This window comes from Candidatus Palauibacter sp. (genome assembly GCF_965208055.1).
Lineage (GTDB): Bacteria > Gemmatimonadota > Gemmatimonadetes > Palauibacterales > Palauibacteraceae > Palauibacter.
On the sequence record NZ_CBDBNY010000004.1, the window covers coordinates 3,880,520 to 3,897,162 of the forward strand.

At 71.1% G+C, this 16,643-nt stretch carries 13 protein-coding genes; 11 read left to right on the plus strand and 2 right to left on the minus strand.

Going from position 1 to position 16,643, the window contains the following annotated elements; all coding sequences use genetic code 11:
• The first annotated feature begins 14 nt into the window (after nt 1–14).
• The 8 genes from ftsZ (at nt 15) to ACOGXI_RS17075 (ending at nt 10,112) form a co-directional block, all read left to right on the plus strand.
• Nucleotides 15–1,490: a cell division protein FtsZ gene (gene ftsZ, locus ACOGXI_RS17040; protein ID WP_419939999.1), complete on the plus strand. Its 1,476-nt coding sequence runs from the start codon at nt 15–17 to the stop codon at nt 1,488–1,490.
• 6 nt (nt 1,491–1,496) lie between these two features.
• Complete coding sequence (locus ACOGXI_RS17045; RefSeq protein ID WP_419940000.1) at nt 1,497–2,780, plus strand: M23 family metallopeptidase; 1,284 nt, start codon at nt 1,497–1,499, stop codon at nt 2,778–2,780.
• On the plus strand, nt 2,777–4,756 hold the full coding sequence (locus ACOGXI_RS17050) for a hypothetical protein (protein ID WP_419940001.1): 1,980 nt from the start codon (nt 2,777–2,779) through the stop codon (nt 4,754–4,756). The genes ACOGXI_RS17045 and ACOGXI_RS17050 overlap by 4 nt, the downstream gene beginning before the upstream one ends.
• On the plus strand, nt 4,753–5,697 hold the full coding sequence (ftsY, locus tag ACOGXI_RS17055; RefSeq protein ID WP_419940002.1) for a signal recognition particle-docking protein FtsY: 945 nt from the start codon (nt 4,753–4,755) through the stop codon (nt 5,695–5,697). The genes ACOGXI_RS17050 and ftsY overlap by 4 nt, the downstream gene beginning before the upstream one ends.
• Before the next feature lie 4 nt (nt 5,698–5,701).
• The gene (gene recG / locus ACOGXI_RS17060; RefSeq protein ID WP_419940003.1) at nt 5,702–7,876 is read left to right on the plus strand and encodes an ATP-dependent DNA helicase RecG; all 2,175 of its coding nucleotides are present in this window, start codon (nt 5,702–5,704) and stop codon (nt 7,874–7,876) included.
• Between the two features lie 125 nt (nt 7,877–8,001).
• Nucleotides 8,002–9,303, plus strand: a complete 1,302-nt coding sequence (gene asnS, locus ACOGXI_RS17065; protein WP_419940004.1) for an asparagine--tRNA ligase — start codon at nt 8,002–8,004, stop codon at nt 9,301–9,303.
• Nucleotides 9,304–9,340: 37 nt separating this feature from the next.
• Nucleotides 9,341–9,865: a RidA family protein gene (locus ACOGXI_RS17070; protein WP_419940005.1), complete on the plus strand. Its 525-nt coding sequence runs from the start codon at nt 9,341–9,343 to the stop codon at nt 9,863–9,865.
• Between the two features lie 19 nt (nt 9,866–9,884).
• Nucleotides 9,885–10,112 (plus strand): hypothetical protein, encoded by a 228-nt coding sequence (locus ACOGXI_RS17075; RefSeq protein WP_419940006.1) that lies wholly within the window; start codon nt 9,885–9,887, stop codon nt 10,110–10,112.
• Nucleotides 10,113–10,193: 81 nt separating this feature from the next.
• Here ACOGXI_RS17075 and ACOGXI_RS17080 read toward each other — a convergent pair whose 3' ends face one another.
• Nucleotides 10,194–10,865 (minus strand): alpha/beta hydrolase, encoded by a 672-nt coding sequence (locus ACOGXI_RS17080; protein ID WP_419940007.1) that lies wholly within the window; start codon nt 10,863–10,865, stop codon nt 10,194–10,196.
• Between the two features lie 37 nt (nt 10,866–10,902).
• On the opposite strand from ACOGXI_RS17080, the gene ACOGXI_RS17085 reads away from it, so the two are divergent.
• Entirely contained in the window at nt 10,903–11,346 is a 444-nt protein-coding gene (locus tag ACOGXI_RS17085; protein WP_419940008.1) for an acyl-CoA thioesterase, read from the plus strand.
• On the opposite strand, the gene ACOGXI_RS17090 is transcribed toward ACOGXI_RS17085, so the two are convergent.
• Entirely contained in the window at nt 11,343–14,372 is a 3,030-nt protein-coding gene (locus ACOGXI_RS17090; protein ID WP_419940009.1) for an FAD-binding and (Fe-S)-binding domain-containing protein, read from the minus strand. The two genes, ACOGXI_RS17085 and ACOGXI_RS17090, sit on opposite strands and share 4 nt — an antisense overlap.
• A gap of 50 nt (nt 14,373–14,422) precedes the next feature.
• Here ACOGXI_RS17090 and ACOGXI_RS17095 point away from each other — a divergent pair, with 50 nt between their 5' ends.
• Both ACOGXI_RS17095 and ACOGXI_RS17100 read left to right on the plus strand, forming a co-directional pair.
• Complete coding sequence (locus ACOGXI_RS17095; protein ID WP_419940010.1) at nt 14,423–15,592, plus strand: pyridoxal-phosphate-dependent aminotransferase family protein; 1,170 nt, start codon at nt 14,423–14,425, stop codon at nt 15,590–15,592.
• Nucleotides 15,589–16,638: a TRAP transporter substrate-binding protein gene (locus ACOGXI_RS17100; RefSeq protein WP_419940011.1), complete on the plus strand. Its 1,050-nt coding sequence runs from the start codon at nt 15,589–15,591 to the stop codon at nt 16,636–16,638. The genes ACOGXI_RS17095 and ACOGXI_RS17100 overlap by 4 nt, the downstream gene beginning before the upstream one ends.
• The last annotated feature ends 5 nt before the right edge of the window (nt 16,639–16,643 follow it).

Here is a 16,643-nt window from a genome sequence, read left to right on the forward strand (position 1 = left end):
GAGGAAGGGGACACATGGTCTTCGCATTCGACGAAAACGGCGTGCGTAACGCGAAAATGAAGGTCGTCGGCGTGGGTGGCGCCGGCGGCAACGCGGTCAACCGCATGATCGACGAGGAACTCGACGGCGTGGAGTTCATCGCGGTCAACACCGACGCCCAGGCGTTGAAGGAATCGGGCGCCCACCTCAGAGTCCAGATCGGGAAGGAACTCACGCGAGGCCTGGGGGCCGGCGCCCGTCCCGAGATCGGACGGCAGGCGATGTCCGAGAGTGCCGAAGAGATACGATCGTCGATCGAGGGCGCGGATCTCGTCTTCGTCACGGCGGGGATGGGCGGAGGTACCGGCACGGGGGCGGCCCCGATCATCGGCGGCATGGCACGGGAAATGGGGTCGCTCTGCATCGCGATCGTGACCCGCCCCTTCCACTTCGAGGGCAAGAAGAGGATGCGGTACGCCGAGATCGGGCTGCGGGAGCTTCGGCGCGCGGTGGACACGATGATCGTCGTGCCGAATGAGCGTCTGCTCGCGGTCGTAGGAAAAGAGATGACCTTCCGCCAGGCGCTGAAAAAAGCGGACGAAGTACTCCTCCAGGCGACCCAGGGAATCTCCGACCTGATCTCCGTAACCGGCGAGGTGAACGTGGACTTCGCGGACGTTCGCACGGTCATGTCGAACCGCGGGGCCGCCCTCATGGGAACCGGAAGCGCAACGGGCGAGGATCGGGCCGTGGAGGCGGCGCAGGAGGCCATTTGCTCGCCCCTGCTCGACAACGTATCCATCAACGGCGCCACGGGCGTCCTCATCAACATCAGCGGCGGCCCGGACCTGACGATCGACGAGGTCACGACGGTCAACTCGATCATCCAGGAGGCTGCGGGCGACGAGGGCGAGATGATCTTCGGAGTCGTGCATGATCCTCAGCTCGAGGGCAAGCTCCGCGTGACGGTGATCGCGACGGGCTTCGAGGACGTGGAGGAGGACGAGCCGGCACCGGTGGCGGAGAGGGTGATCTCTGCGGGTAGGCCGCCGTCCCCGCCTCGCACGGCCCCGGTCATCGGATCGAGGTACGCGGGCCCGCGCGTGGTCGATGATCGCTCGGCGACGCCCGCGCAACCGGAGCCCGAACCCGTCGAGGCCCCCGAGGTGAAGCGGGCGGACATCGCGTTCGAGGCGCTCGCGGCGGAGGAGCCGACGGCGGAGCCCGCGTTCGAGCCGCCGCCGGAGACCGCGATCGAAGCCGCGGTGGCATCGGCTCCGGAAGCTGAGTCGGAAGCTGCGCCGGAACCTGCGCTTGAGCAGCCGTCCTCGGATGGATCGCTGCGCGACGGGGCGGGGTACGAAGCGGAACCGGCGGCGCCGGAGACGGCGGCCGAAGAAGCGACGCCCGACGTGGAGCCCGGAGTGCCGGGCCGCGACTCGTGGACCGACGCCCGCGTCGAGTTCGAGGATCTCGAGATCCCGACCTTCATACGGCGACAGATGGACTGAGCGCGCTTGAGAACAAGACTCGCTACTGCAGTTGCATTCGCCCTCGCGGGGGTTCTGACCCTCGGTTGGGGCGCATTCGGCCCGCGGGCCGGGCGGACGGAGGACGTCAAGGTCGTCGAAGTGCCGACGCCGCCTGCGCCCATCACCCTCGTGCATCGTCTTCAGCGGGGCGAGACGCTGGGGGATGTGTTCGAGGACCATGGTCTGAATCCCGCCGCGACGCACGCCATCGCGGAAGCGATGGGCGAATTCGAGAATCCACGCCGGCTGCGGCCGGGCGTCGCGATTCACTTCGTGCGCAGACCCGGTGAATCTCCGGCGCGCATCCGTGTCGACCTGGACCCCGACCGCATCCTCCATCTGTGGTCCGGCGACGAAGCCGGGCCGTTGTGGTCGGCGCGACTGGATTCGGTACAGGTGGTACGAGACACGCTCCTCCTGGCGGGTCTCATCCAGTCGAACCTGTTCGACGCCGAGTTGTCGGGCGACGTGGAGGCGCTCGGCGACGGGGATCGCTTCGATGTGGCGTACCGGATCGCGCAGGTCTTCGCGTGGCAGATCGATTTCTGGCGGGATCTGCGGCGAAATGACGCATACCGGCTTCTCATCGAGCGCGAAGTGCGGCCGGATGGATCCGTGCGCGACGCCAGGGTGCTCGCGGTGGATTTCCGGAACGACCGGCGGGTCCTCACGGGCGTGCGATTCGAGCACGCCGCGGCCGAGCGCGTGGAGTACTACGACGACGCGGGCGAAGCCCTCCGGGGCCAGTTTCTGCTCGCGCCCCTGGACATCGCCCGCGTGACGAGCGGCTTCAACCTCCGGCGGTTCCACCCGGTGCTCCGGCGCACCCGACCGCATCTCGGCGTCGACTACGGGGCGGCGAGGGGCACGCCCGTGCGCGCGACGGGAGCGGGGCGCGTGACCCGGGCGGGGTGGTGGAGCAGCTACGGGAACGCCGTCGAGATTCGTCACGCGAACAATATCCGCACCCGATACGCGCACCTCGCCAACGTCGCGCGCGGGGTCGCGGCCGGGACTCAGGTGGAACAGGGGCAGGTCATCGGGTATGTGGGCGCCACCGGTCTCGCCACCGCGCCTCATCTCCACTACGAATTCCTGCGGAACGGCGCGCAGGTGAACCCGGCCCGTCTGCAGTTGCCGAGCGCCGAGCCGGTCCCCGCTGAGCTGCGGGAATCGTTCGCGGCGGTTCGGCGTGCCGCGCTGGCGCGGTTGCGAAGCCTTCCGATGCCTATCCATCCCACCCAGCGCCCTCGCCGCACACAGGATTGAACCCCGGCCTCTGGGTCCTCGTCGCGCTGGGCGCGGTCGCACTCGCCGGCTGGGCCTACGGCACGCGCGAGGAGCGTGTCGCGGGGCGCGCGGGGCCCGCCGCCGTCCGGGCGGCGGCCGTCTTCCTGATTCTGGGCGCCCTCGCGCTGCCCGCGCTGCGCGACAGCGGCGTCGGCGTGCCCGAACGCGTGGTGCTGCTTGACGTCTCGCGCAGCATGACGCTCCCGGTTCGCGCCGGAGATGCCGGGGGATCGACGCGACTCGACTCGGCTCTGGCTCTGCTTCCCGAACTCGCTCCTGATCGGGTCTACCTGTTTGGAGACCGCCCCGTCCCCGCCCGACTCGATTCGCTGGACACGCTCGGCGCGGGGCACGACGCGAGCCGGCTCGAACCGGCCCTGCAGGCCGCGCGCCTGGGCGGAGCCGACAGCGTCTGGGTGCTCACCGACGGCGAGCTGGCGGATCGCGATGCCGCCCATGAGACGGCTCAGGGTCTGGGGCTCGGGGTGCGTGAACTCCGCGTCGCCGCCGTCGAGCCCCGCGTGGCGCTCGCGGCGCTGCGGGCGCCGGAGCGGACCCGGGCGGGCGATACCGTCCGCGCCACGCTGGAGTTTCATGCCGGCGGGGGCTCCGGTGGGGGCTCGGGAGGCGGATCCGGCGGCGGGAGCGAGTTGCCCGACAGCGTGAGCTTCCAGCTCGAGCGCGAGGGTACGATCGTCACGACCATGCGGGCGCCCCGTCCCGCTCCCGGGCGGACGGGCCGCGCTCAGATCGCCTTCGTGCCGCGGGACGAAGGCGCCCGGCCCGCTTGGCGACGCTACGAAGCCGTGCTCACCGATCCGCCGGATCCCTTCGGCGTCTCCGACCGGGCAGGCGCCTGGATCGAGGTCTCGGAAGCCTCCGCCGGGGCCGTGCTCGTGTCGCTGACTCCCGACTGGGAGGCGCGTTTCCTCGTGCCCGCCCTCGACCGGCTCGTGCTGGGAGGCGCGCGCGGCTATCTGCGCCTCGCCGATGACCGCTTTCTCGAGATGGGCGCCGGGCCCCGCATCGTCGAGGCGTCCCGGGTACGGGAAGCGGTACGGGGCGCCCGGCTGCTCGCCGTCCAGGCCGCGCCGGAGGATCTCCCGCCGTGGCTGGCCGGCGCGCTGAGGGCGCACGCGCGGACGCTCTTCTTCGCGGGCGGGCCGGGTGACGTGCCGGGAGTGGGAGCGCGCGTGACGGGTCCCCTGCCCGGGGAGTGGTACCCCGCCGGGCCGGTGCCGGCGAGCCCCTCGGCGGCGCTCCTCGCCGAGGCCGACCTGGATCTCCTGCCCCCCGTCCGCGAACTCTATGCCGTGGAGCCCGCCGGGAGATGGTCGGTGATCAACGCGAGCCGGAACCGGCGCGGCGAGGGAAGGCCGCTCCTCACGGCGGGTGAAGATGGGACGCGCAGGTGGGCGCTCTCCGCGGCTTCCGACTGGTGGCGCTGGTCGCTGCGGGGGGACGAGCCGCGCAGGGTGTACGAGGGCGTGTTCAGCGGCATCGTCGGCTGGCTCGTCGAGGACGCCACGCCCCGGCTCGCCTCGCTCGCGAGGATGCCGGCGCCGGGCGAGCCGCCGGTGTGGCGCATCCGCCCCGGGTCTTCCGACCTCACGATCCGGCTGCTCGATGAGACGGGCGCGGAAGTGTGGAACGAATCCGTGGCGGATCCTCCGGCCGAGGTCGTGGGTCCCGCTCTCCCGCTGGGTCGCTACGAGGCTCTGGTGACGGCGACCGGCCCCGAGGGATCCGTCGAACTCCGCCGGCCCGTCGACGTCGAACCCGATCCACGCGAGTTTCTCCCCGGGCCCCCGTCCGAACCGCTGGCGATCGAAGCGCAGCCCTCTCCCCGGCCGCCGGCCGAAGTCCGGTCGCCCCGGCCCGTGTGGCCGTTCTTCCTCGCCGTTCTGCTCCTGTGCGGGGAGTGGGTGTGGCGGCACCGGATCGGACTCCGGTGACGGGAACGCTCCGCCGCCCGAAACGCGGCCTGTGGCGGCGGATCGTCGACTTCGCCCTCACGGATGTGAACACGCTCGTCGACGGGGGGCTCGACGGCGCCGCCATCGAGCGCCTGGAGGAAGTCCTGCTTGAGGCGGATTTCGGGGTCGACATCACGCTCGAACTCGTCGAGGCGCTCGAGCGGGCGGCGAGCCGCGGCGCCATCGCGACGGAAGACGATCTGCGCGCTACGCTGAGGGCCCGGCTCGCCGAGGCGCTGGCCACTGCCGAGCCTCCCGCCGCTCAGCCCCCCGGCGGATCGCCCGGCGACCCGCCTCCGCGCGGCGCCGGACCGGGCGTCCTCCTGCTCGTGGGCGTGAACGGCGTGGGGAAGACGACGACCGCGGCGAAGCTTGCCGCCCGCCTGCAGGCCGGAGGGGACCGCGTGCTGCTCGCGGCGGCGGACACGTTCCGCGCGGGGGCGCAGGAGCAGCTCCGGGCGTGGGCGGAGCGGCTGCAGACCGATTTCGTCGGGGGCACGCCCGGAGCGGACCCGGCCTCCGTGGCGTTCGACGCATTGGTGGCGGCGCGCGCGCGGGATGCCGCCTGGGTGCTCGTCGACACGGCCGGCCGGCTTCATACGCAGGACGATCTGATGCGCGAACTGGTCAAGATCGATCGAGTGCTCGGCCGACAGGTGGAGGGCGCGCCGTACGAGCGGCTGTTGGTCGTCGACGCCACCTCCGGACAGAACGTGATGAACCAGGCGCGACAGTTCGGGGCGTCGCTCGACCTCACGGGCCTCGTGCTCGCGAAGTTCGACAGCACGGCGCGCGCCGGTACGGTCGTCTCCGTCGTGCGCGAACTCTCCGTCCCGGTTCGGTTCCTCGGAGTAGGGGAGTCCCCGGAAGACCTCGAGGAGTTCTCGCCCGACCGGTATCTCGACAAGATCCTGGTGTAGTCCGGTGACGCCCGCGCGCTCCATCCTGAAGGGGTCCGTGCAGTACCTGAAGGGCGTCGGCCCTCGCCGGGCGGAGCGCTTCGCGAAGATCGACGTGCACACGGGTCAGGATCTTCTCTACCACCTTCCGTACCGGTATGAGGACGCGACCACCGTCGACGCGATCTCCGAACTGAAGGTCGGCCAGGATGCGACGGTCATCGGGCGCGTGGTCTCGAAGGGCGTCATCCCCACGCGCCGCCGGCTGCGCGTCTTCCGTGCCGTGATCCGGGACGGGAGCGGCCACATCGAATGCGCCTGGCCGGGACGCCCGTGGCTCGACCGGACGATCGACAAGGGCGACCTGCTGCTCGCCTCCGGACCCGTGCGCTTCTACCACGGCCGACAACTCCAGCCGCGCGAACACGTCGTGCTCGCGCAGGCCTCCGACGAGAGAGGCGCCTCCGGCGACGGATCCGCCGGGCCGTCCGCGCCCTCCGGAGACAGATCCGCGGAGCCGGCGGCCTCCGGGGAGCGTCCCTCCGGGGAGCGGCCCGCCGCGGGGCGGGTGTTCCCCGTCTACGCCGCCACCGAGGGGCTCACGCACCGGCAGATCCGCGCCGTCATCGAACTGAACCTCGCCGGTCTCCTCTGCGACCTCGGAGACGAAGACCCGATTCCCGGCGACTGGCTCGAGGAACTCCGCCTCCCCCCGCTCCCGGAAGCCCTTCGCACGCTGCACCGCCCGTCCGCCGTCGCCCAGGTCGAGCGCTGCCAGCGGCGCCTCGCCTTCGAGGAACTCTTCTTCCTCCAGCTTCTCCACGCCCGAGCCCGCGCGCGTCTCCGGCACGAAGTCCGCGGCATCGCCTTCGACGCTCCGGCCACGCTCACCCGTTCGCTCCTGAACGCCCTCCCCTTCGAACTCACCGCGGCCCAGCGCCGCGCCTGGTCCGAGATCGAAGCCGACATGGCCCGCCCCGCGCCGATGAACCGCTTGCTGCAGGGGGATGTCGGGAGCGGGAAGACGGTCGTGGCCGCGCTCGCCATGCTCAAGGCGGTCGAGGCGGGGCGGCAGGCGGCGATCATGGCCCCGACGGAACTGCTGGCGGAGCAGCACCAGCGCACGTTCGTGGAGATGCTCGCGCCGCTCGGCGTGGAGCCCGTGCTCCTGACCGGCTCCGTCACCGGGAAGGCGCGACAGCGGGCCCTGGCGCGAATCGCCGCCGGCGACGCCCGCCTCGTCGTCGGCACGCACGCGCTGATCCAGGAGGGCGTCGACTTCGCGTCACCGGGGCTCGTCGTCATCGACGAACAGCACCGCTTCGGCGTGGAACAGCGCCGCCGGCTTCGGGAGAGCGGCGAGGCCCCCGACGCCCTCGTGATGTCCGCGACGCCGATCCCCCGCAGCCTCGCCCTCGTTCTCTACGGCGACCTCGACCTCTCCATCATCGACGAACTTCCCCCGGGCCGGCGGCCGATCCGAACCGCGGTGCGCGGCGCCGAGAGCCGCGATGCCGCGTTCGACTTCCTCGGCGACCAGCTCGCGGCGGGCCGCCAGGCGTACGTCGTCTACCCGCTCGTCGAGGAGTCCGAGGTTCTCGAGGCCCGCGCCGCCACGGTCATGTTCGAGCAGCTCGAGGCCCGTTTCCCGGACGCGGCCGTGCGGCTCCTGCACGGGCGTCTCTCCTCCGCGGAGAAGGACGAGGTCATGCGGAGCTTCCTCGCGGGCGACACGAACCTCCTGGTCGCGACCACGGTCATCGAGGTGGGCATCGACGTGCCCAACGCGACCGTGATGATGATCGAGGACGCGGAGCGTTTCGGCCTCGCGCAGCTCCATCAACTGCGGGGACGCGTTGGGCGGGGCGCCGAGCAGTCCTACTGCATCGTCTTCCACGCCTCCGAGACGCCGTCGGAGCGGCTCGTCGCCTTCGAGAAGAAGACCAACGGCTTCGAACTCGCCGAGGAAGACCTCAGGATCCGCGGCCAGGGCGACCTCTTCGGCAAGGAACAGCACGGCGCCGTGCTCCTGAAGTTCGCGCAACTGGACCGCGACCACGACCTGCTGGATGCCGGACGCCGACGGGCCCGCGCCATCGTCGCCGCCGACCCCGGGCTCTCGAAGCCGGCCCACCGCCGGTTCCGCCACGAACTCGATCTCCGCTACGCCCAGCGGGAGGCGCTCTACCACGTCGGCTGACCCGGCGCGCGCTCCGGCAGTCGCCCCGGCCCGCGCTCCGGCCCGCGCTCCGGCCCGCGCTCCGGCCGGCGCCCCGGCAGCCGCGTTTGCCCCGCCCGGAAGGGCACCGCAACTTGTCGCCGCACATGTCTGAACACACCGTCACCATACGCGAACTGCCGGCCCGCATCGGAGATGAAGTCCGTCTCCGCGGCTGGGTCCGGCGCCTCCGCTCCAGCGGCAAGATCTCCTTCCTCGTGCTTCGCGACGGCACGGACGAGGTCCAGTGCGTCTTCGTCCGGGGCGAGCTCCCGCCCGAGGCGTGGGAACGGCTGGCCACGGTGGGGCACGAGGCGTGCGTCTCGGTGACCGGGCTCGTGCGCGCCGATGCCCGCGCTCCCTCCGGCGTCGAACTGACCGGGTCGGGCCTGGAGGTGCTGGGGCCATCGACCGACTTCCCGATCCAGCCCAAGGAGCACGGGGTCGATTTCCTCCTGGAGAACCGCCACCTCTGGCTCCGGAGCCCGCGGCAGATCGCGATCATGCGCATCCGCGACGAAGTGATCCGGGCGATCCACGACTACCTCCACCATGAGGGGTTCATTCACGTCGACACCCCCATCCTCACCGGCGCCATCGGCGAGTCGGCGGGCACCCTGTTCGAGACGGAGTATTTCGATCTCGGCACCGCGTACCTCGCGCAGACGGGCCAACTCTACGTGGAGGCCGCCGCGGCGGCGCTGGGCAAGGTGTACTGCTTCGGCCCAACCTTCCGGGCCGAGAAATCGAAGACGCGCCGGCACCTGACCGAGTTCTGGATGGTGGAACCCGAAGCCGCCTGGATCGACTCCGAGGGGAACATGGCGCTCCAGGAGAGCTTCATCTGCTGGATCGTGAAGCGCGTCCTCTACAACCAGCGCGACCAGCTCGAGGCGCTGGGCCGCGACATCTCGAAACTCGAGGCCATCCAGCCTCCGTTCGACCGGATCAGCTACACCGACGCCGTCGCCCTCCTGCAGTCGAAGGGGAGCGACATCGAATGGGGTGCGGATCTGGGCGCGACGGCCGAGACGCTGCTCGTCGAGGGCCGGGACAAACCGCTCTTCGTGTTCGACTATCCGAAGGGGGTCAAGGCCTTCTACATGAAGGAGAACCCCGAGGACCCGCGTACGGTGAAGTGCAACGACCTCCTCGCGCCCGAGGGATATGGCGAGATCATCGGCGGCAGCCAGCGGGAGGACGACCACGACAAGCTGCTCGCCCGCATCCGCGAGGAAGGGCTCCCGGAGGCGTCCTATGACTGGTACCTGGATCTGCGAAAATACGGGACCTTCACACACAGCGGGTTCGGACTCGGAATCGAGCGCACGGTGACGTGGATGTGCGGGATCGATCACCTGCGCGAGACGATCGCCTTCCCCCGCATGATGACCCGCATCACCCCATGACCCACAGGGCCCCCGGCGGTCCCTGGAAGGAGGACGGATGACAGGGAAACAGTTGTTCGGCACGACGCTCGCGCTGGGCGCGGCCCTTGCGCTCGGGACGGCTCTGACGCCGGCGACGCCGCTCGCGGCGCAGGAACACGCCGAGATGGCGGAGATGATGCACTCCGTCGAGTACCTGGGCGGACGGCCCAACTCGCCCTTCTCCGAGGCCGTCCGGGTCGGGAACGTCCTCTACCTCTCCGGCAAGCTCGGGACGGTGCCCGGCGAGGGACTCGTCGAGGGCGGGATCATCCCCGAGACGCAGCAGACGATGCGGAACATCGCGGACGCGCTCGAGCGCTACGGCTCGTCGATGGACGAGGTCGTGAAGTGCACCGTCTTCCTGGCAGACATCGCGGATTTCGGCGACATGAGCCGCACCTACACGGAGTTCTTCCCCAACCATCGGCCGGCGCGCAGCGCGTTGGCGGTGGCCGGCCTGGTGCTGGATGCGCGCGTGGAAATCGAGTGCATCGCGACCATCGGCCTGCCCGGCAGCGGCGGCGGGGACGGCGGCTCATAGAAGCCCGCGGCGGCGTCCGGTGATCCGGCTCACCTGGCTCGGCTTCGTCGTCGGCGCGATCGTGTTCGCGGTGCTCGGGATGTGGATGAACACGCAGATCGGCGCCCCGATGTTCTCGAACCCCGGCCCCGTCGGGATCCTCGCCCTCATCGGCGGCACGACATCGGGCCTCGTGAGCCCCCTCCTCCTCCACCGCCTCGACGCCCGCCGCCATCGCCGGCGCGTGGACCGGAGCTCGGAGTCCTGACCCGGGACCTCCCGCGGGAACCCCGCCAGTTGGGCAACTGGCCGAAGCAGGCGTTCCCGCGGGAACGTCTTATCCCGCCTCTCAGGACTTGGCGAGGCGCCGCAGGACTCCGGCGTCCAGCCGGTGTCCACCTGCGTAGATGTGGGAGGTGAAGTCGACGCGCGCCGCCCGTAGCCGCGCCTCGTGGGCTTCGATGGCGGCCCGATCGAAGTACTCGTCCGCCTCGCCCACGACGAGGTGGAGGTCGGCGGCGGAGAGCGTGTCGCCGTGCTCGCTCAGGTCGAGGTCGGGCGGCACCGTCGAGCCCCACAGGATGGCCCGGTCGATGCGGGCGCGGCCGAACGCGAGCCAGCGGCACAGGGTGTGGACGCCCTGCGAGAACCCGAGTCCCACGATCCGCGGGCGCGCCGCCCCACCCGCCGTCCTTCGTGACTCCTCGGCGAGCACGTGCGCGTGGAGCCGGTCGAGGTAGCCGACGTAGTCCTCGATGTCCGTGAGACGGTCTTCGCTCGTCATCCACGAGGCGCCCACCTTGCGCGACTCGTGGTCGATGTACTGCCGGTGCAGGCCCTCCGGAGCGACGATGCACCGGGCGCCGGCGTGGATCGGCCGGAAATAACGCAGGAAGCGGTGGGCGAGCTGGTTGTACCCGTGCAGGGCGAACCAGATCTCGGTCAGTGGCCGCTCGTGCGGCTCGAGAACGGCGAATCGCATGCGCCGCTCGATCGTGATGTGTCTCGGTTCGATCGACACCAGACCTCCGGGGTCGGAAGGGGTGATAGGTTGTCGCATGGCTTCCGGGTTCGTCTACAGGCGCAGGGTCGAGTTCGCGGATACGGACACCGCGAACCTGATCCACTTCACGGCGCTCCTCCGCTTCATGGAGGAGGCCGAGCACGCCCTCTACCGGTCGCTGGACTTCGTCGGCTACCGCTGGAGCGAGGACTCCGTGTTCGGGATGCCGCGCGTCTCCGTCTCGTGCGATTACCTGGGCGCCGTCCGCTACGGCGACGAGGTGGACGTGAGGCTCCGCGTGCGAGAGGTGCGCCGCAAGGCCATCCGCTACTCCGCAGACTTCACGGTCGAACGCTCAGGGGGACGGGAAGTCGTGGCTCGCAGCGACTGGACCGTCGTCTGCGCCCGCCGCGAGCACGGCAGCCTCGACTGGCAGGGCATCGAGATCCCGCCGCCGCTCAAGCCCCGGCTCGAGGCGATGAAGGCCGCCGGCGGCTAACGGCGGCCTTCATCGCGAAAAGCGAGAATCTCCATCGACTGCCGCCGTAGATCGGCCGCGATGTCGAGCACGGTCGCGACGTGGCGTCCTCTGGCGTCGGCGAGGTCGGCGACCTGGTGGCGGCAGCTCGTGCCGTTGGCCACGAGCCATTCGTCGTCCGCGAGAGCGCGGACGGCGGGGAGGAGTTCGAGTTCGGCGACGCGGCGGGAGACCTCCGCGTGTTCCGTCTCGTAACCGAAGGAGCCCGCCATGCCGCAGCAGCCGGCGGGAATCGCTTCAACCTCGAGGTCGGGGATCGCCCTGAGGACCTCCAGCGTCGGGCCGTCCGCGCCGAACGCCTTCTCGTGGCAGTGGCCGTGGACGCGGACTCGCCGGACGGGGAGGGGGGCCAGTTCGAGCTGCTCGAGCGCGCATGACTCGACGAGCCATTCGGTGAGCAGCCGGGCGCGCGCGGCCACCTCCGCCGCCGCGGGGCCCGAATCCAGCGCGGGCAGTTCATCGCGCAGCGTGAGGAGACACGACGGTTCGAGTCCCACCACCGGAATCCCGCGCGCAACGAACCGGCCCAGCGCGCGGACGGTGCGGTCGAGTTCGGCCCGCGCCTCCTCGACGAGACCCGCGTTGAGGAACGTGCGCCCGCAACAGAGCGGCCGGCCCGCCGTGACCGCCTCCTCCACCCGATAGCCCGCGCGCGCCAGCACACGAACGGTGGCGCGGGCGTTCTCCGGCTCGAAGTAGCGCGTGAAGGTGTCGACGAAGAGCGCGACCCTCGGCCCGTGCGCCGCCGCGGAAGGCCGGGTACGAGCCGCGAACCGCCGCGACGGGTCCGCGAACGGCCGCGACGACCAGCGCGGGAGAGGCCGGTCGGCCGCCAGGCCCCCCATGCGCTCTCCGAGACGCGCGAGGGCGGGAATCCGGTTCCGGAGGTTGGCGAGCGGTGCGATACGGGAGACGAGCGGCGCGTAGCGGGGGAGATACGCGAACGCGCGGTCCCGGGGCGAGAGCGGTTGCTCGGCGCGCAGGCGGTGCAGGAACTCCACCTTCATGCGCGCCATGTCGACCCCGGTCGGACATTCGCGCCGGCACCCCTTGCAGCCCAGGCAGAGGTCCATCGCCTCGTACAGCTCCGGCGACGTCCACGGGTCCTCCCCCAACTGCCCCGAGAGCGCCAGCCGCAGGGCGTTGGCGCGCCCCCGCGTGGAATGACGTTCGTCGCTCGTGGCGCGGAAGGACGGGCACATCACCCCGGGGCTCCGCTTGAGGCACGTTCCGTTGTTGTTGCACATGTCGACCGCGGGCGAGAATCCCCCCCACTTCTCCCAGTCGAGCGCCGTCGGGAGCTTCCGGGTCTCGAGCCCGTAGCGGGCGCGCAGGAGCGAGGCGTCGTTCATGCGGGGCGGGTCGACGATCTTTCCCGGATTCAGCCGGTCCTCGGGATCGAAGCGGCGCTTGATCTCTCCGAAGACGGAGACGAGGCGCGCGCCGAGCATCGGCTCAAGGAACTCCGAGCGGATCCAGCCGTCCCCGTGCTCGCCGGAGTGGGATCCCCCCAGTTCACCCGCGAGCGCGAAGGCGTCTACTGCGATCGCGCGCAACCGCTCCACGTCGTCTCCCTCCCGCAGGTCCAGCGCCGGCCGCACGTGGAGACAGCCGACCGACGCGTGCGCGTACCACACCGCGTGGGTCGCGTGGCGGTCGATGATCTCCGTCAGTCGGCGATGCCACTCCGGCAGCCGTTCGAGCGGGATCGCGCAGTCCTCGATGAAGGCGAGCGGCTTGCGCGCCGCGGGTCGGGACATCGAAATGTTGAGGCCGGCCTTGCGCAGCGCCCAGATGCGGGCCTGGAAGGCGGGGGATTCCGCGCGCGTGACGCCCACGGCGATCCCGCCCAGCACGGACTCGAGCCGCGAGAGGGAGGCCGAGACCCGCTCCGGGTCGTCCCCGGCGAACTCGACCACGAGGATGTCGCGCGGCCGGCCGCTCCCGTCCTCCCCGAGCTGTCGAAGCACGCTCTCGAAACTCGGCATCCGCGCGGCCAGCCCGAGCACGGTCGCGTCGAACAGTTCCACCGCCGTCGGTTCGAGCGCGACGATCGCCGGAACCGCGGCCAGCGCCGCGCGGGTGCCGTCGAAGCGACACACGCCGAGCGCGCGCACGGCCGGAATGGGCTGGAGGTCGAGTTCGAGCGCGGTGAAGAGCGCGAGCGTCCCCTCCGAGCCCACGAGAAGGTCCGACAGTCCGGAGCCCTCCCGGCCCAGACGGTGCAGCGCATAGCCGGCCACATGCCGCGGAACGTCCGGAACCCGCCGCGCCAGCTCGTCGGCCTCGCGCCTGTAGAGCGCCCGCATGTCGGCTCCGAGGCCGCCCCCGGGCGCCGCACGGATCGCCGCCCCCGGCGCCGCACCGGGTACCCCGCCGGGCATGGTGTCGCGGTGGAACTCGGCCCGCCGGCCATCGGCGAGCATCGCTTCGATGCCGCGGACGTGCTCGACCATGTGGCCGTACCGCACCGACCTCGACCCGGCGCTGTTGTTGCCGGCCATGCCCCCCAGCGTGGCGCGGCTCGCCGTCGCCACGTCGATCGGGAAGAAGAGCCCGTGCGGCCGCAGGAACGCGTTCAACCGGTCCAGCACGATCCCCGGCTCGACCACCACGCGCCGGGCGTCCGGATCGAAATCGAGGACCCCGTCCAGCCCCCGGCTCGTGTCGAGGACCACGCCGCGGCCGATCGACTGGCCGCTCTGCGACGTCCCCGCCCCGCGCACGACCACCGAAGTCCCGTGCTCGCCCGCCGTCTCCACCGCCCGCCGCACGTCGCCGGCGGATTCCGGGAACACGACCCCCAGCGGCTCCACCTGGTAGATCGACGCATCCGTGCTGTACAGCCCGCGCGTGAAACGGTCGAACCGGACCTCTCCCCGGAGGCCCGCCCGAAGTCGAGCTTCGAGCCGAACCTCGGACGGAGCGGCGAATCCGGACCGGGGCCGTTGCGAAGCGGCGCGGTCGTGAGAGATTGGGCGGGTCACGAGCCAAGTTGTATCGGCGGAAGCCCCGACCTGACAAGAGCGAGCCACCCTTGACCTACCGCAGCGGCAGACACTTCCTCCAGCTTCCGGGCCCGACCCCGGTGCCCGGGCGCGTATTCCGGGCCATGAACCGGTCCGTCATCGACCACCGCGGACCCGGGTTCGGGGAGATGGTGCTCGGTTTGTTCGACGGCTTGAAATGGGTGTTCGGGGATCCCGCGCACGTCTTCATCTTCCCCTCCTCCGCGACCGGGTGCTGGGAGAGCGCCCTCGCCAACGTCCTTTCCCCCGGCGACCGCGTCCTCCTCTGGAACAACGGGTTCTTCGCCTCGAAGTGGGGAGAGGTGGGACGGGCCCTCGGCCTGCGGGTGGAGGTCATCGACGCGGACTGGCGGCGCCCCGCGGATCCGGAGAGAATCGCGGCGTGGCTCGCGGACGACACCGAGCGGCGGATCCGCGCGGTGCTCGTCGTCCACAACGAGACCTCGACGGGCGTCACCAGCGACATCGCCGCCGTCCGCGCCGCGCTCGATGAGACCCGCCACCCGGCGCTCCTCATGGTCGACGCCGTCTCCTCGCTCGCCGCCACGCCGTACCGGCAGGCGGAGTGGGGCGTGGACGTCACCGTGTGCGGGTCCCAGAAGGGACTCATGCTCCCCCCGGGCCTCGGGTTCTGCGCCGTGAGCGAGAAGGCGCTCGCCCGCCACCGCGCCGGCCCCGGGACCCCGCGCTCATACTTCGACTGGACGGCGATGCTGCGCGACAACGAGGGCGGCTACTTCCCCTACACGCCGCCCACGACGCTCCTCTACGGGCTCGAAGCTTCGCTCGCGATGCTGCGGGAAGAGGGCGCCGAAGCCACCTTCGCCCGCCACGCCCGCCATGCCGAGGCCACACGCCGGGCCGTCGCCGCCTGGGGTCTGCGCAACTACTGTGAGGACCCGACGGCGGTGTCGAGCGCCGGGACGACCGTGATGGTGGGGGACGGGGAGGACGCCGAAGCGTTCCGTCTCGCCGTGCTCGGACGCTTCGACATGTCGCTGGGGACGGGTCTCGGCTCCCTCAAGGGGAAGGTGTTCCGGATCGGGCACCTCGGGGACCTGAACGAACTCACGCTGATGGGAGCGCTGGCCGGGGTGGAGATGGGACTGAAGACGAGCGGCATCGCGCACGAACCCGGCGGTCTGGCGGCCGCCGCCGACTTCCTGGCCGGGGCATGAAGCGGCCCCTGGGCCGGACGCCGGGGCTCGCCCGCGCGTCGGTCGCCGCCGGGTCGGTCGTCGCGTCGGTCGCCGCGGCGCTCATCTCCTTCGGGTGCGCGGGAGAGGGCGGGGAAGCGGGGGTCGTCGAACTCTCCCTGGGCCACGTCGGTTCCCCCGGCTCGCTCTACGACGTGACGGCCAACGAGTTCGCGCGCCGCGTGAACGAACGGCTCGCCGGCCGGGCCGAACTCCACGTCTACGGCGCGAGCCAACTCGGCGGCGACGACGCGATGCTCCAGCGGCTGCGGCTCGGCACGCTCGACATGTCCATCCCCTCCACGATCATGTCCTCGATGGTCGACGCCTTCGGCCTGTTCGAGATGCCGTACCTCGTCCGCGACCGCGAGCACATGAAGCGGATCGAGGAGGCCGTGGTGTGGCCCGAACTCGCGCCCCGGGCGGAGGAGGCCGGTTACAGGGTCCTCGCGGTGTGGGAGAACGGATTCCGTCACATCACGAACTCCCGGCGGCCCATCCACGGCCCCGAGGACCTGAGCGGGATCAAGCTTCGCACGCCCCGCGGCGTGTGGCGCGTGAAGCTCTTCCAGGCGCTGGGCGCGAACCCGACGCCGATGCCCTTCTCCGAAGTCTTCGTCGCCCTCCAGACGGGGGTGATGGACGGGCAGGAGAACCCGCTCACGCAGGTGACGAGTTCCAAGCTGCACGAGGTGCAGGACTACCTTTCCCTGACCGGACACGTGTACAGCCCCGCCTTCGTCACGACGGGGGCGGGGCCGTGGGAGCGTCACCCGGAGGACGTTCGCACCGAGGTGGAGGCGATCGCGCGCGAGATGCAGGCCTTCGTGTACGAGACGGCGGCGCGCATGGACGAGGAGTTGCTCGCCGAGTTGGAGGCCACGGAGATGGAGATCAACGCGGCGGACCCGGCGCGCTTCGAGTCCGCCAGCGAGCCCGTGTACGAGGAGTTCGCCGCGACCGTCGAAGGTGGACAGTCCCTCATCGACAGGGCGCGCGAGGCCGGAGCCCCGGAGGCGGACTCATAGCCGGG